Below are 14,496 nucleotides of genomic sequence, written 5' to 3' on the forward strand. Positions count from 1 at the left end.
TTAATACCAGTATGCCGCATAATAAAACACCCAAAGGTAAGATGCTTAGTGATACGGTTTTATCAGGTAAATGGTGCAATATTGCCTCAAAAGACTGTCAGCAGGTGCTTTTACCTAACACAATCAGCATAGCTCATAATGTATATTATGTTAAATTGATAATTATTATAATAGCCAGCGTTCTTTGCCGGCGATCAATTTTTAATGCTTTATGTCAAATCTCTTAAGCTTAAACTCGTAATCATGTCCAACCTTAATACGCCTGACTAAACTTACTCTTTGAGGACGATATTTTCGCCAATCCCATTCATTATCTAACAGTATGATATTAGCAAGTCCAAACTTCTGTAAATCAGCCAACGAGTAGTCGTATCCAACCGCACCCTTGCCAAAAAAGTTTAGAACATAATCCATGAAATTAAATTGGGTTTGACCATAGATGGCCAATAGATTATCGACACCGATATCTGAATAAAATGTAGTTTCCTGCTTACGCATTAAAGTTATATGAGTCTTGAAGGTATCGACAAATTCCTTTTCAATATTCCAATCCGCTTGCCAAGCGCTGCCATGCCATAACAAGACCGAGTCTTTTCTTAAGTACTTGGTATGGGCAGCTGGAAATACGTAGTTTGCGCAAGATGATGCACACACGCCCTTAACTTCAACATCCAATTTGTTATCCTTGATCCAACGACCTAGATCCATTCCTGCACCTATCTCACCGCCATTGCTGGATATAACAAGACGATTGGGTTTGAATTCAGCATTGTTAAAAAGTGAGAAAATAGCGTTATTTGAAGTTTCAGTTATCTCGCCCTGATAAATAAGATTGCCATTTTTGATATCAACATCCATTTCAGCATTTTGGCTATTTTCACCAGTATTTTTTGAGCTAGTACAGCCAACAACCATAAAACAAAAAACTAAAAAGAAATACTTCACCTATCCTCCCTGAAATTTTGCCTTACTCATCGGCGCATCATCATCCCGCAAGGCACTGAAACAACGGCAATAATCAGTCTTGTTTTGAGTATTTCGTGATTTACATCGAAACATGGCTGAATGCCGATAGCTATCGGCATTCAGTTAGACGCTAAGTGGCCAGCTTTACGCACCGACTTTGACACACACTTGTTTAATCAAATTAAGTGTTAAGCCGGGTTCTGCGAGCTCAAGAACTTGATCCGCATTACCGATAGCATTGAAAACTTGAACCGAATTCGCACCTGCCCAAGTATGAGTAAGCTCTTTCGGACGATCCGCATTCATCTCATAAAAAGTGATTTTAACGAGTTCAGGTATATACTCATCTTGCCCAAACCTTTTTGCATAATATTCTGCAGATGCCTCTTCTACTTTAACTCCAATAGCCAAATGATTATTTAGCGTGATTTTGTGAATACCGGCACCGGGTTTCCAAGATGTAATTTGCTCAGTCGCAGCTGAAGCATAAACAACCTGCTCTCTGCTACCATCAGACTTACAATCCAGCGCCGCCATCGCTGTTTGCGTATAGGAAAAAAACACTATTGCTAAGATCATTCTATAAGGCATTTATAATTCCTTTTTATAAGTCATCCCTTGCGGGCCAGAGAAACAGTTCAATTCGTTCGCTGTTAATTTGTTTGGCTAGCCATAGCCATTAACGGTTAATTTAGAGCAAGCAGGTTATGCTTTACTGAAGAGTGTTACTTCAATAAGGCCTTTATAATTTTTATTTTCTCAATGGTGTATTACACAGACTAAACCAGTGAGTTTTATTTAACGAAAATTGCGATACCATTAGCTTTAGTGATGAATCTATCTTCAGTGGTCAACCCGACAATTCCGTTATTCGTTGCGCTTGTTGTAGCGACTCTTTTAGTGGAACCTTCATTATCAAGGTACGTTATGATAACGCCGTTTGCACCTAAGGCTGCAGCTTCAGATTTTAACAGATTCACTACTTCCTCTTTGCCTGAAGGATCATAAGGTACGGTGTATTCTCGACTACTGGCACTGACCGTGGCTATTTCGGTGTAGACCTTTGGCGCCTCGTCATAAATAACAACATTTGAGGATGCAATAACAGGTTTAACTTGGCCAGTAATATTATGAGACGATTTTGCACAGCCCATAATCAACATAGAAAATATGATAGCAGCAGATAATTTGATCATTTTTAGAACGCTCCAATTGCCAAAACCACTTACAATAATAGCTGAGGATGAATCTTAATGTTGCATTTATTGTAAATATATTGTTTTTAAAACTACACTGTTTTTTGCTCAAAAACAATTCATATTAGTCAATAATGCAACCTAAATACGCAATTTATTCATCATATTGCTACATCAATAGGCTCAAAGCGCTGAAATTAGGTACGCCGAGTTATTTATTATCGCCAAGTAAATATGAAATTCTTCTCCGTTTAACTAGCGTTCAACTAGAGATGCTTATTTAAGGGTCGTTACTGAAGAATCGTTGGCAATAACAATGAAGATTAAGCGTGGGTTTTCTATGCTGCGGCAGCAAAAAGGTATGGCAAATGAGTGATTAAACAAGATGGTCATTAACAGTATTTATAATGTCAGTTTGAGAGAGCATTTTCAAACAACAAGCAATACATCCCTGTATCTGTTAAATAGGTATTACACTATTAGTTACAATGCTTGTTATCTGCTGGTCTGATGCCAGGGATCTGTAGAAATTCATGAAACTGTTTTAACTTCTGTTTTTTAATATCGTTATCCGCCACTAATAAGTACAGTGTACCCATATGTCTGTTGAATTGATTTTGGTCGGTCACTTGTAAAAAACAGGTGGTATTCATTTCTAACTCTACTAAAAGAGCTAAAGCGGCCTCACGGTCAGTGCCGTTAAAGTAAATAACCTTCTCTAACGATTCCGCTGACTGTTTAAACCAGTGCTTTTCTTCAGCAGAAAAGGTCATATGATTCAAAAAAGTGGCTAGTGTTGCTCTTGCTTGATGAAAAGATGAGCTCGCGGTGTGTGCTGAGCCAACTTCCACAGCTTGAGTCATAGGTATCATGAACAACAATGGTACTAACAATTTTGATAATTTCATAATGGCGACCCTCTTTAACGACTTGCTACAAACTAATAATAGCAGCTAATAATTTATCAACCTGCCACTGTTTTTGCTTAAAAAAATGAAATTTTTTTAAATTGCTGATTTTATTTAATATATAGTCTGTTTTGAGGGGGTTTTTATAACGATCTCAGTACTCCATATAACCCATTTGGGCTATATGGAATGCTTGGCATTTACGCGGTATTTATGCTCATTCGCCGTAGTATGGCCTAACATAAAAACGTCTGTTGCTTTAAAACCGCTAGAGTTTTAATGATATGCTGTGTTTTATTACACACAAAGTATGACTTTAAGTTATGAGCAAAGATGATAAATACGCCGATTTACCTTTTTCACAGGCCTGTGAAAACAATAAAGCCCCTATTCTCAGTCATTTACAGCAATTGTTTGCAAAACATCAGCGAGTTTTGGAAATTGGTAGTGGTACGGGCCAACATGCGCTTTACTTTGCCGAACATTTACCCCATTTAGTTTGGCAAGCATCCGATCAATCGCAGTATTTACCCACATTAACTGAGCGTATTCGTCGTGCTAACTTGGCTAATTTACCCTTGCCTTTGGCATTAGATATCTGTGCAGATGCTGCGCCGGTCACGCGGGCCGATGCGCTCTTTACCGCAAATACTTTACATATTATGCCTTGGCCTGTGGTGCAGCATTTTTTTAGTCGTCTTAATGAATTAACCCAGCCAGAAGCCATCTTGTGTATCTATGGCCCTTTTAATTACCAAGGGCACTTTACCAGCACAAGCAATCAGGCCTTTGATCTAAGTTTAAAAAGTCGGGATCCAGCAATGGGTATTCGTGACCACGAGCAGGTTTTAGTACTGGCACAACAACAAGGTTTTCATCTAACGCATGATCACGCCATGCCAGCAAATAATCGTTTATTATGCTTTAGGAAAGCTAAGTAACTTTTTGCTTTACAGCATATTCTGCTTTTAAATATTCGGCTGTTTTTACCACGTCACTAAATATTTCTATGGCGATCCACATATCGATATAACGTAAATATAACGGGGTAAAACCTAATCTTAAAATATCGGGAGCGCGAAAGTCAGCGATCACGCCGCGCTTAATTAACGCCTGACACAAAGCATATGCCTGAGGATGACGATAAGCTAACTGACTGCCCCGCTCGGCTTCTGCTAATGGCGTTAACAGGGTTAAATCGTGAAGTTCAGCATGACTTGTCAATAATTGATGAAAGGTATTAGCCAATGCTAAGGATTTAGCACGCACAGTCTGCATATTAACGTCAGCAAACACATCAAGTGCGGCATCAAGTACACTCATGGAAATAACGGGCGGTGTACCTGTTAAAAAATGCTCGATGCCGGCGGGTTTTTCATATTGAATAGTGAAAGCAAAAGGCGCTTTATGCCCCATCCAGCCACTTAAAGGTTGCGATACTTTAGATAAATGCCGCTTCGCCACGTATAAAAAAGCCGGTGCGCCAGGCCCGCCGTTCAGATATTTATAACCGCATCCCACTGCGAAATCGACCTGGCAGACATCTAAGGCAACGGGTAAAGCTCCGGCACTGTGGGCTAAATCCCAAATCACTAAAATGCCTTGTTGCTGCGCAAGTTTTGTAATGCGCGCCATATCAAGCAATTTGCCAGAACGAAAATCGACATGCGACAGTAATAACACCGCAATCTGCTCAGTTAATGCCTGCTCAAGTTCCGCTTCTTCCACTAATTGCATTTCACAGCGATCTTCACCAATTAAGCTACTTAAGCCTTGCACCATATAAAGATCGGTTGGAAAGTTGCCATTAAATGACAACACAATGCGGCGTTTGGGTTGCAACAGTAAGGCACTGCTTAATACCTTAAATAAATTAATAGAGGTAGAATCGCAACAAATCACTTGCTCTGGTGCCGCACCAATTAAGGCGGCAATTTTGCTACCCACTTTGCTGGGCAGTTCAATCCACTGATGCGTGTTCCAGCTTTTAATTAAGTCTTGTGACCATTGCTGATGTAACACCTCTTGCGCACGTTCAGCACACACTTTCGGCATTGGACCAAGAGAATTACCATCGAGATAAATGGTGTCGTCCGGTAACACAAAGGCTTCACGCAGTTTGTGTAACGGGTCTTTTTGATCTAATTGCAGCAGTTCTTGATAATTCACGGCGAAATCAGCTCATTTAAAGAAAGTAAAAATTGGTTATACGCAGCGCTTTGTGGATGGATCCAATCAAAATGCCCCGCGTCGGGTACCAACAACATCGGTAAACCGCTGTCACTGGCCTGCTCAATCGGAACGATACTGTCTGCACTGCCGTGTAACAGTAAGGTTGTTTTAGGTAGTGGTTGTTCTACCGGGTTGGCTTGCTGGTAAGCTTCTGCTTGGCTTTGTAGATCACCGGCAAAGAAGCCTTGCGTCGCTTTTTGACAGCTATTATCACCCTGGCTGTAGCGTTTTACATCGGTAATCGCAGCCAACCCAATGACGCCTTTTAATGCAGGTGTCATAGTGACTTCACTGGCGGCCAAGAGCGCCAAATGCCCGCCAGCGGAATGCCCGGCTAGCACAACACGACTAAGATCCAGTTGCTTGCGAGGCAAGTAAGGGATGTAACGTAAAGCTTGCAGAATATCTTGATAACTGCCCGGCCAACCGCCGCCGTCATCTCCGGTTCGCCGATACTCAATAGACCAAACCGCATATCCTCGTTGGGCTAAGGCATAGCTAAAGGCCTGGCTGTGTGTAATATCATAGGCATTTAACCAACAACCACCATGCACAAAGACTAGCAGCGGTGCCGGCGTGTTCGAGCCATTAGCCGGTAAAAACAACTGGCCATATTGCAACGCGCCTGTACCGTAATTAATACGTTGGCTGGCCGATTCTGGAACAGCCGCGGCTAGGGGTAATAAGCTGCTATAAGACACTTGTGATAAAAGCGCAGGCTGAGTTACCGACCTGACATCGACAGCAGTGGCTAGGTCAGGTTCTAGCTCAGCTTGCTGAGCACAAGCAGTGAGTAGCAATGTTAAACTAATAGGAATAAGTAGGCGCATTTAAACAAATATTAAAGAATAATTGCCGCAGTTATAACATAAAGTCAGGCAGATGTAAGGCCTTAACTCGCCAAAATGAGTGTAGTTTAAGCCTAGGTGCAAACCACGCCAGCCAGCGCTATTAACTATTGTCCTGTTTTTCTAAAAAGGATTTAAACTCAATGGTATAAAGCCGCAACAACACCAGGGTTAACGCAAAAATAATCGGCCCATAAATGACGCCTATTAAGCCAAACAATTGGATCCCACCAATCAATGATAAGAAAATCAATAAGGTGCTCATGTTTGAGCTGCCTTGCATCAAGATCGGTCGCAGCACATTATCAATAGAGCCCACCACGATAATCCCCCAAGCGGCTAAAAAGATAGCCCAAGGCCAGTCACCGGTGAGTAGCAAATAAAGGGTTGCTGGCAACCAGATCAGCGCCGTACCAATGGCTGGAATAAACGACGCAAAAGCCATCATGGTTCCCCAAAATAAGCCGGGAAAGCCGACAATGGCCATGGCAATGCCCCCTGCAATACCTTGAGCAATGGCGGTTAAGACCGATCCTAAAACAGCTGAGCGAGCCACGGTTTTTGCTTCAGTTAATAACGCTTCTTCTTGTGAGCGTGATAGCGGGATCACCCAATGCAAGGTATCGACAATTTTGTCGTGATCACGTAGCAAGAAAAACAGAATAAAAAGCATCAACACAAAACCAAATAAGAAACCGGTGATATCGCCTACCAATTTTGTGCTGAGATCTAACAATTCACGACTAAAACCGGAAGCAAATTCGGTCATTTTTTCAACTATCGATTTGGCAGTAAAGCCATCGCCTGGTAAGTATTCAGCCGCCAGGGTTTGTGCTTGTAATAAATACGGATGTTGCAACAATTGCTCTGCCCCGCCGCCATTTAACCAAGTGTAGCTTTGCTTGGTAAACATGACGCCCTGTTGCACTATTGCCATAAACACAATCGAAATAGGCACGATGATCACCACCACTAACAATAAGCAGGACAAGCTTGCAGCCAAATTGGGTTTACCGGGACATTTTTGTTCAATCCATTGATGCAGCGGGAAACACAGTAACGATAAAACAAAAGCTAACACTAAAGCACCCACATAGGGCGCAATCAGCAAATAACTGCCATAAAGCGCCAATAACAGCGCGGCAATTAAAATATAGTGCCGCGATTCGGCGTTAAACTTTTTAGCCATGACGGTTGTTCCTATAACAAATTAAAGCGCTGCACCTTAAATGCGACGCAAAGGCAAAATACGATTATTCAGCGCTGCTAACACTAGGTAAAGGTTTAATCCGCACCGTGACAATACGATCGCCGACCATTTCAACGATCTGAAAATGGCGCTCGGCAAACTCAAATTCGGCTTGATCGGCAACATTGTCGCCAAGCTGAGCAATACACAAGGCTTCTAAGGTCAGATCGTCACGGCCTTGATTTAAAGCAACGCCATAGCCATAACACCAATCAATATCACTCAGCTTAGTCGCCCCTTTCATGCGCAGCTCACCTATAGGTCGAGCTAACTGAAAGCCTTTGTCGGCAAAGGCTTGCTCAACAAAATGTTTGTAATCAACATGCAGCACAACAAACAAATGATCTCCTGGGTGTAAGATCGTGGAGCCCCGTGGGGGTATCACTTTATCACCACGGCTAATCATCGCGACGACCACGCTTTCAGGTAATGCCATGCGAGATAAACGTCGATAAGCGGCTCGCGAGTTTTCAGACAAACTGTACTCTACAATCTCGGCATCAACATCACCTAAAGCAGTTATTTCTAGCGTAACGGGCGCTTGTGCGGTGGGTTGCTCAATCAGTTTTAAGCGCCGTGCCACCCAAGCTAAGGTTGAACCTTGTAAGGTGGCAGAGATTAATACCACGAAAAACACCACGTTAAAGATCAATTCTGCATCGGCTAAACCAAACATCAACGGAAAAATAGCCAAAATAATCGGTACTGAACCGCGTAAACCTACCCAAGAGACTAAGGTCATTTCACGCCGATTAAAGCCAAATAAGGTTAAAATCGGCACTATGGTAATGGGCCTTGCCAAGAACACTAATACCGCAGCAATTAAAATACCTTGCCACCATACATCTAATAACGAGCTAGGGTTAATTAACAAACCCAGTACGACGAACATGGTAATTTGACTAAGCCAGGCTAAACCGTCATGGAATAAAAAGGTCGTTCGTTGAAAAGCAAATTGCGTATTACCAATTAACACACCACAAATAAAGATGGCTAAAAACCCACTGCCGCCGGTGTTTGCTGCAACGCCAAAAGATAATAAACCCGCTGCGGTAACCAGCACCGGATACAAACCGCTGGCTTGTAAGTGAATACGATTAATGACCTTTAATACCGCATAACCTACTGCTATGCCGACAAGCGCACCTACACCCATTTGCATGACAAACAGTTGCAGTAAAGGCCAACCCGGCTGCATATCATTTACTAAAATTTCCAGCAACCCTACGGTTAAAAATATCGCCATCGGATCGTTCGAGGCGCTTTCAATTTCCAGTGTAGATTTTAAACGTGGATTTAAATGAATACCGGCATTACGCAATAAAGAAAAAACGGCCGCGGCATCGGTAGAGCCCACAATAGCCCCCAATAACATACCGGTAAGTAAACTGATATCTAAGATATAACTGGCGGCTGCGCCGGTGATCACGGCCGTGCCCAATACGCCAAAGGTGGCTAACATGGACGCCGGTTTCCAGACTTGCTTAATCGACTTCAGGGGGGTTTGTAAGCCGCCGTCAAATAAGATCAATGCCAAGGCTAAGGTGCCTAAGGCATGCGCGGCCTGCGGGTTGTCAAACGCAATACGACCAATGCCGTCTTCTCCAGCCAACATGCCAACCAGTAAAAACAGTACCAGCATAGGTAAACCTAAGCGGGCAGAGATTTTACTGGAGAAAATACCCAATAAAATTAATACGGCGGCCAAAAGGATCAGCTGATCAATCAAAAACATAAGGTCTTATTTTCCTGAAAAAGCCGCGAGGCTATTGGCCTGACTATAAGGCAACAACTCACTGGCGGCAGCTAACATATGTTGGCAATGTTGTTGTTCTTTTTGGCAATATTGCTCAATAGCCGAACTTAACATATTGGGTCGATACCAACATGCACCGTAACGTAAAACCGGGCTAAACCCCCTTCTGAGTTTTTGCTCCCCTTGCGCCCCACCGTCAAAGTAGCGTAAACCGTGTTCAATACAATACTGGATACCTTGATAATAACAGCATTCAAAGTGCAGTAATGCATAATCCGCTAACGCGCCCCAATAACGGCCATACAAGGTATCGCCAAGCTGAAAACACAAAGCTGCTGCCACCAATTGCGCAGGATCATCCTGCGTAAAAGCCGCAAATACCACTATCTGCGCTCGCATACTGCTGAGTAATTGCCACCAACTCTCGGCGCTAATGTAGCCATTATGTCCCGAACGCTCTTGGTAGGTTTGCTGATAACAGGCGATCACGCTTTGCCATTGCGCTGGGGTAATATCGATGCCTTGCAACGTTTTAAACTGCAGCGGTAATTGCTGCGTTTTTTGTCGTTCTTGTCGAATCTGTTTCCGCTTACGTGAAGACAATGCTGCTAAAAAATCAGAAAAGTCAGTATATTGCTGGTTCTGCCATAAAAATTGCACTTCGTGTCGAGGTAAGCATTGTTGGTCGAGTAAAAGCTGTTGCAGTGGCAAGTGGCAATAAAACCAATGCGCGCTATGCCAGCCTTGCTGTGCAATGTCAGCTAAAACGGTTTGTATTAATAGGCTGGCAATACTTTGCCAATCTAAACAGGGTAATACCGCCAGCCGCGAGCCAGTAACGGGCGTAAAGGGAATAGCTGATATCCATTTAGGATAATAAGGCAATTGATAATGCTCATAGGCGCGCACCATGGGCCAATCAAAAAGATACTCACCGTAAGAATGCGTTTTTAGATAACCAGGGATCACCGCTATCAGCTGATCGTCTTGCCATAAACTAGCATGACGGCTAAACCAGCCGCTGTTGCCATCCACACTGCCCCCCTGCTCTAAAGCAAGCAAAAAGGCATGTTTAGCAAACAACTCGGTTGGCTCAAATAAAGCATCCCAAGCACCCGCCGGGATACTGTTAAGTGATGTTAGCCAACGAAACTGCATAATGGCTGAGGGCTTCGTTAAAAGTTAAACAGCATAAAGCCTAAACCGATGCTATTTTGCCGATGATTATAATCCAGTAAGGTTTCGGCATAACCTGAAAACAACTGCAAGTGTACCCGTAAACCATCGGCTTTTGATTTATCAATTGGGTAAGTTAAGTCTAATTGCCATGAGCCATTCGAAAAGTCATTCCAACTCATTTTGCGCGTTAAAGAAGCGGTCGCGCTGCCCGGTAACCAGCTGAGTTGTAATTCAGTAGTCCCCAAAAAAGAGGTCAGATCAGGGTTGTCATCATCATCGGCTTGCTCTGGAATACGCCGATTCACTTTAACGCTAAAACCCACTTGGTCACGTTCGAAAGCCGCTGCGGCATAAATACGATTCCAACTGCGCGACATGGGTTCGCTTTGTCCGTTAGATTGGTGTACAAAGCCAAGTTGGAGCATTTGCATACTCCAACCTAGCGGGAGTTTACCTAAATATTTTGCAGTAGGAATCACGTAAATGACTTCAGGCTGATAATCGGTGCTACGAAAGGGGGCGGAGTCTTGCGAGTTCCAAAGTTGCCACATCGACGTTTGAGTGTAAGCAAACCATAAATCTGCATTAGGCAATAATACATCTTCTAACATCTTCGCGCGTAAAGACACCTGCAATTTTGCTTCAATTGGTTTGTAATTCTCTTGTAAATCAGCCAAACCTAAAGTTGGGCTTTGCGGTTGCCGATTAATCGACGACGTGTAATGTGCGGGTAATAGGAAGTTTGGCTGATAAGTACGCACCACAAAAGGCCCGCGCTTTTCATTATCACCCAGCTCCCAAAGGCTTTGCAAAATAGTCGCTACCGGAATGGGCGCCGCTGCTTCAACTTGAGTCACCTTTATCGAAGGCGTGGTTTCAATTTTAGCCTCAGCAACTAAGCGAGCTTTTTGTTGCGCTTCCACTAAGCGGTCGTAACAAGCCAACCTTTGTAAATCATCTTGACCAAGACATTGTTCCATTGGCGAAATATCTGCTGAGGCTGCACTTGAGCTTAATAATAAAATTCCGGTTAATGGTGTGAGCACGGCCTATTTCCTTTAGCGTCAATCTACTTATATTAATAGCTTAACATGACAAAACGCTGAACATGACAAATTTGTTAGCTCATGTTATCTAATTAGCTGATTAACATAGCGAAGCGCTATTTGTCACTGGCTTATTCCTTGGTTATTCAGCAGCGTAAATTGCTATTTTTTACTTTGCTAAGATGTTTAGTTACTTTGGCCAGTTATAGGGTGTTGGTGTTTAACTTTGTCGATATCAAGCCCATTTAGCTGATTTCGTTAAACCCGCTCTTTAAATTTTTTAGCCGCACCCTCAGATAGACTGTTATATAAAAACCAATCATAAGTTGTTTCATCGCGATGCCCTGTTTTTATTTCATGTAGCAAGGCAAAAACGTTATTACCTAATAAGGAAAGCTTTATGAGTCAATCCACTTATCAACCCCCCAAAGTTTGGCAATGGCAGCAAGCTAATGGTGGCGCCTTTGCTAATGTCAATCGCCCTATCGCGGGGGCGACGCATAATAAAGCCTTGCCCAAGGGTGAACATGCTTTACAGCTGTATTCACTTGCCACGCCGAATGGAGTGAAGGTCAGTATTTTATTAGAAGAGCTGTTGGCCGCAGGTTTTGAGCAAGCCGATTATGATGCTTGGTTAGTGAATATTCGCGAAGGCGATCAATTTAGTAGTGGCTTTGTTGACGTTAATCCCAATTCTAAAATCCCCGCTCTGATGGATCATTCAACCACTCCGCCAACACGGTTGTTTGAATCTGCATCCATCATGCTGTATTTGGCAGAGAAATTTCAGGCATTTATACCAAAAGACACCTCAGCCCGTGCGCAAATGTTTAATTGGTTATTTTGGCAAATGGGCAGTACGCCCTTCTTAGGCGGTGGCTTTGGGCATTTTTATGTTTATGCTCCCGAGAAAATTGAATATGCCATAGATCGCTATGCTATGGAGACAAAACGGCAATTAGACGTATTAGATAAGCAGTTGGCCAACTATCAGTTTATTGCCGGTGAAGAATACACGATTGCGGATATGGCCATTTGGCCATGGTACGGTGCTTTAGTGTTAGGCCGTTTGTATGATGCGGCAGAGTTTTTAAGTGTTGATAGCTACACTCATGTACGACGCTGGGCCGAGCAGATTGATGCGCGACCTGCGGTAAAGCGTGGTTATATTGTTAATAGGACTTTTGGGTCCGAGCCGCATTTGGCTGAACGACACAGCCAAGAAGACTTTAAAGCTTTTGGTTTGTAACAATAAGGCGAGTTAAGCGTAATACTGCTCGGTTTAGCGTTTAGCGCCTTATTTTTAGGTTTCTGGATAACGATTAAGCTTGTGCAGCAGTAAGCTGCTGCGCTTGTCTTGCTTGGTACTGCAATTCATTTTGTAAACTTTCGGGTAAAGCTAATTGCTTGGCAAGTTCATTTAGGTAACTGCGCTCCATAAAGCTTTCTTCGTCAATTACCAATACGCTGGCGAGAAACATTTCTACGGCGATGTCTCTGCTGGTCGCATATTTCGCCACATTGGCTGGATCTAAAGGTTGTTGTAATTGCTGATCAATAAAAGACAGTAACGCCTGATCGGCGGTCAGTTTAGCCACTTCGTTATCAATGATATGTCGTTCACGATCATCAATATGACCATCTGCTTTGGCCGCGGCAATTAACGCAATTAAAATAGCTTTGCTGTGCTCATCGGCCTCTGCAGCACTGAGATTTTCCAACGGTTGTGCCGCAGGTGCTGTTTGCATCTGCTCAGATTGCTGCCAATTTGTATAAGCTTTGTAAGCGAGTACGCCAACCGCGGCTAAGCCACCGTAAGTTAACACTTTACCGCCAAGCTTTCGGCCTTTTTTACTGCCTAATAGCAACCCTAAAGCACCACCGGCCAAGGCGGCACCGCCTTTTCCTTTTAGCATGTCACTTACACCACCACTAGTTGCAGAACGGCTGTTATTACCAAGCCCGGATTGCAGCAGCTTTTCTAAAAAATGTTTATTAATCATTGCAACATTCCCCCTCTCTAAGACACTTATTAGAGTGTTTAACGGTTAAAAGTTCAGGCGGGTTACTTGGGGCAATTGTTTGCTTGTCGATAACCTTGCGCTTCAGCTTCTGAGGCCGTATCAAAGCTCACGCGATTGCTTACCGCCATACTTAAATAATTAGGACAATCAGGTCGATGGTAGATTTTTGAGCGTCGATTACCATAAATCGGCGTAACTGCCCTGCTGGCGATAGGCGCTGCAGCAGCGAGTTGCTCTTTGACCACAAGGCCATCCCCTTTTGTTTTATAACCCAGTGACCATTGTTCTGCCCCCGAAATAAAGGGATTGCTTCTGCCGGTTAGCGCAGCGGTACGATCATGACGCTGTTGTTCAATCGCTGATACCGGATCTTGTAAATGCCACGCCATATACAATTGTTGATCTTGGCGACTGAGTGTCAGGTTATAACGGTCTGCCATATAAAATGCCACTCTGGCAATATCGCCACGAATAGTCGTTTTCGGCTGTACTTTACGGTTTTGGGTATCGATTTTAATGTCGCATTGGCCAAATTGCCCCGTTATTGTTGGGCTAACCATACCAAATGGCAGATCAGAGCGCAGACCATTAATTTGGCCAACCGCATAAGTTAAATTAAATAAATCTGCTTCGATACGATTAAACAGTGGATCGTTTTGTTGGCAGTTTTTTCTCCCCCCCTTTTGCCAACACTGTAATTGTTTACCCACCCATGAGATTGGGATGATATGTTCTACTTCAGTGCGCGCCGCGCGAGCTAAGGTGGCGGCACTGGGTAAGCCTTTTGGTGAGTAAACTGCAAAACCGCAGGCAGCATGATCCACTCTGCCGCCACTGCGTCCTACCCAGCTGATAGGGCAATCGCAATAAAATGTTTGTGGTTGATCTTGATACACCTGCTTTAATAATACTTTCGCTTGTTCAAAATTAGCCGGCTCTGCGGCAAAGGCCATCACACTGAACAGCCAACTTGCTAACAAGCCACTTGCGAATAACCATCTTGTTCTCATACTGACAAGGACTCTACTGCGCTGGCCGAACGCGCAAAGCTGACTACCTATTTTGTGACGGCCTGCACAAAACAGCGATACG

General features: G+C 43.4%; 14 protein-coding genes. 2 read left to right on the plus strand and 12 right to left on the minus strand.

Going from position 1 to position 14,496, the window contains the following annotated elements; all coding sequences use genetic code 11:
* Window positions 1-201: 201 nt before the first annotated feature.
* From LMJ53_RS08420 to LMJ53_RS08435, 4 genes are all read right to left on the minus strand, one after another.
* Window positions 202-945, minus strand: coding sequence for a hypothetical protein (locus LMJ53_RS08420; RefSeq protein ID WP_229585646.1), 744 nt, complete (start codon window positions 943-945; stop codon window positions 202-204).
* Between the two features lie 165 nt (window positions 946-1,110).
* Window positions 1,111-1,557 (minus strand): hypothetical protein, encoded by a 447-nt coding sequence (locus tag LMJ53_RS08425; protein WP_229585647.1) that lies wholly within the window; start codon window positions 1,555-1,557, stop codon window positions 1,111-1,113.
* Window positions 1,558-1,760: 203 nt separating this feature from the next.
* Complete coding sequence (locus tag LMJ53_RS08430; protein WP_229585648.1) at window positions 1,761-2,162, minus strand: hypothetical protein; 402 nt, start codon at window positions 2,160-2,162, stop codon at window positions 1,761-1,763.
* 479 nt (window positions 2,163-2,641) lie between these two features.
* Window positions 2,642-3,070, minus strand: a complete 429-nt coding sequence (locus tag LMJ53_RS08435; protein WP_229585649.1) for a hypothetical protein — start codon at window positions 3,068-3,070, stop codon at window positions 2,642-2,644.
* 323 nt (window positions 3,071-3,393) lie between these two features.
* On the opposite strand from LMJ53_RS08435, the gene LMJ53_RS08440 reads away from it, so the two are divergent.
* Entirely contained in the window at window positions 3,394-4,011 is a 618-nt protein-coding gene (locus LMJ53_RS08440; protein ID WP_229585650.1) for a DUF938 domain-containing protein, read from the plus strand.
* On the opposite strand, the gene kynU is transcribed toward LMJ53_RS08440, so the two are convergent.
* The 6 genes from kynU to LMJ53_RS08470 all read right to left on the minus strand — a co-directional run bounded on the left by kynU (window position 4,004) and on the right by LMJ53_RS08470 (window position 11,380).
* A complete protein-coding gene (gene kynU / locus LMJ53_RS08445; RefSeq protein WP_229585651.1) occupies window positions 4,004-5,239 on the minus strand; it encodes a kynureninase in 1,236 nt (411 codons plus the stop codon). The genes LMJ53_RS08440 and kynU overlap by 8 nt on opposite strands.
* Complete coding sequence (locus LMJ53_RS08450) at window positions 5,236-6,132, minus strand: alpha/beta hydrolase family protein (protein WP_229585652.1); 897 nt, start codon at window positions 6,130-6,132, stop codon at window positions 5,236-5,238. The genes kynU and LMJ53_RS08450 overlap by 4 nt, the downstream gene beginning before the upstream one ends.
* 121 nt (window positions 6,133-6,253) lie before the next feature.
* Window positions 6,254-7,339 carry an AI-2E family transporter gene (locus tag LMJ53_RS08455; protein WP_229585653.1) on the minus strand — a complete coding sequence of 362 codons (1,086 nt, stop codon included), beginning with the start codon at window positions 7,337-7,339 and terminating at the stop codon, window positions 6,254-6,256.
* Window positions 7,340-7,403: 64 nt separating this feature from the next.
* The gene (locus tag LMJ53_RS08460; protein WP_226752224.1) at window positions 7,404-9,134 is read right to left on the minus strand and encodes a potassium/proton antiporter; all 1,731 of its coding nucleotides are present in this window, start codon (window positions 9,132-9,134) and stop codon (window positions 7,404-7,406) included.
* Between the two features lie 6 nt (window positions 9,135-9,140).
* Window positions 9,141-10,313: a GNAT family N-acetyltransferase gene (locus LMJ53_RS08465; RefSeq protein WP_229585654.1), complete on the minus strand. Its 1,173-nt coding sequence runs from the start codon at window positions 10,311-10,313 to the stop codon at window positions 9,141-9,143.
* Window positions 10,314-10,330: 17 nt separating this feature from the next.
* Entirely contained in the window at window positions 10,331-11,380 is a 1,050-nt protein-coding gene (locus tag LMJ53_RS08470) for a phospholipase A (protein WP_229585655.1), read from the minus strand.
* Window positions 11,381-11,780: 400 nt separating this feature from the next.
* Here LMJ53_RS08470 and yghU point away from each other — a divergent pair, with 400 nt between their 5' ends.
* A complete protein-coding gene (gene yghU, locus LMJ53_RS08475) occupies window positions 11,781-12,629 on the plus strand; it encodes a glutathione-dependent disulfide-bond oxidoreductase (protein ID WP_229585656.1) in 849 nt (282 codons plus the stop codon).
* 73 nt (window positions 12,630-12,702) lie between these two features.
* Here the strand turns inward: yghU and LMJ53_RS08480 are convergent, their stop codons facing one another.
* Both LMJ53_RS08480 and LMJ53_RS08485 read right to left on the minus strand, forming a co-directional pair.
* The gene (locus tag LMJ53_RS08480; RefSeq protein WP_229585657.1) at window positions 12,703-13,383 is read right to left on the minus strand and encodes a tellurite resistance TerB family protein; all 681 of its coding nucleotides are present in this window, start codon (window positions 13,381-13,383) and stop codon (window positions 12,703-12,705) included.
* 62 nt (window positions 13,384-13,445) lie between these two features.
* Window positions 13,446-14,414, minus strand: coding sequence for an endonuclease (locus LMJ53_RS08485; protein ID WP_229585658.1), 969 nt, complete (start codon window positions 14,412-14,414; stop codon window positions 13,446-13,448).
* Window positions 14,415-14,496 lie beyond the last annotated feature (82 nt).

The sequence above is a fragment of the Rheinheimera sp. UJ51 genome (assembly GCF_020819615.1).
GTDB classification, from domain to species: Bacteria; Pseudomonadota; Gammaproteobacteria; order Enterobacterales; family Alteromonadaceae; genus Alishewanella; species Alishewanella maricola.

Excerpts from the sequence above, each read along its gene's own strand:
- LMJ53_RS08425 (WP_229585647.1), bottom strand. The coding sequence starts at position 1,557 with ATGCCTTATAGAATGATCTTAGCAATAGTGTTTTTTTCCTATACGCAA.
- LMJ53_RS08430 (WP_229585648.1), bottom strand. The coding sequence starts at position 2,162 with ATGATCAAATTATCTGCTGCTATCATATTTTCTATGTTGATTATGGGC.
- LMJ53_RS08435 (WP_229585649.1), bottom strand. The coding sequence starts at position 3,070 with ATGAAATTATCAAAATTGTTAGTACCATTGTTGTTCATGATACCTATG.
- LMJ53_RS08440 (WP_229585650.1), top strand. The coding sequence starts at position 3,394 with ATGAGCAAAGATGATAAATACGCCGATTTACCTTTTTCACAGGCCTGT.
- LMJ53_RS08450 (WP_229585652.1), bottom strand. The coding sequence starts at position 6,132 with ATGCGCCTACTTATTCCTATTAGTTTAACATTGCTACTCACTGCTTGT.
- LMJ53_RS08455 (WP_229585653.1), bottom strand. The coding sequence starts at position 7,339 with ATGGCTAAAAAGTTTAACGCCGAATCGCGGCACTATATTTTAATTGCC.
- LMJ53_RS08460 (WP_226752224.1), bottom strand. The coding sequence starts at position 9,134 with ATGTTTTTGATTGATCAGCTGATCCTTTTGGCCGCCGTATTAATTTTA.
- LMJ53_RS08465 (WP_229585654.1), bottom strand. The coding sequence starts at position 10,313 with ATGCAGTTTCGTTGGCTAACATCACTTAACAGTATCCCGGCGGGTGCT.
- yghU (WP_229585656.1), top strand. The coding sequence starts at position 11,781 with ATGAGTCAATCCACTTATCAACCCCCCAAAGTTTGGCAATGGCAGCAA.
- LMJ53_RS08480 (WP_229585657.1), bottom strand. The coding sequence starts at position 13,383 with ATGATTAATAAACATTTTTTAGAAAAGCTGCTGCAATCCGGGCTTGGT.
- LMJ53_RS08485 (WP_229585658.1), bottom strand. The coding sequence starts at position 14,414 with ATGAGAACAAGATGGTTATTCGCAAGTGGCTTGTTAGCAAGTTGGCTG.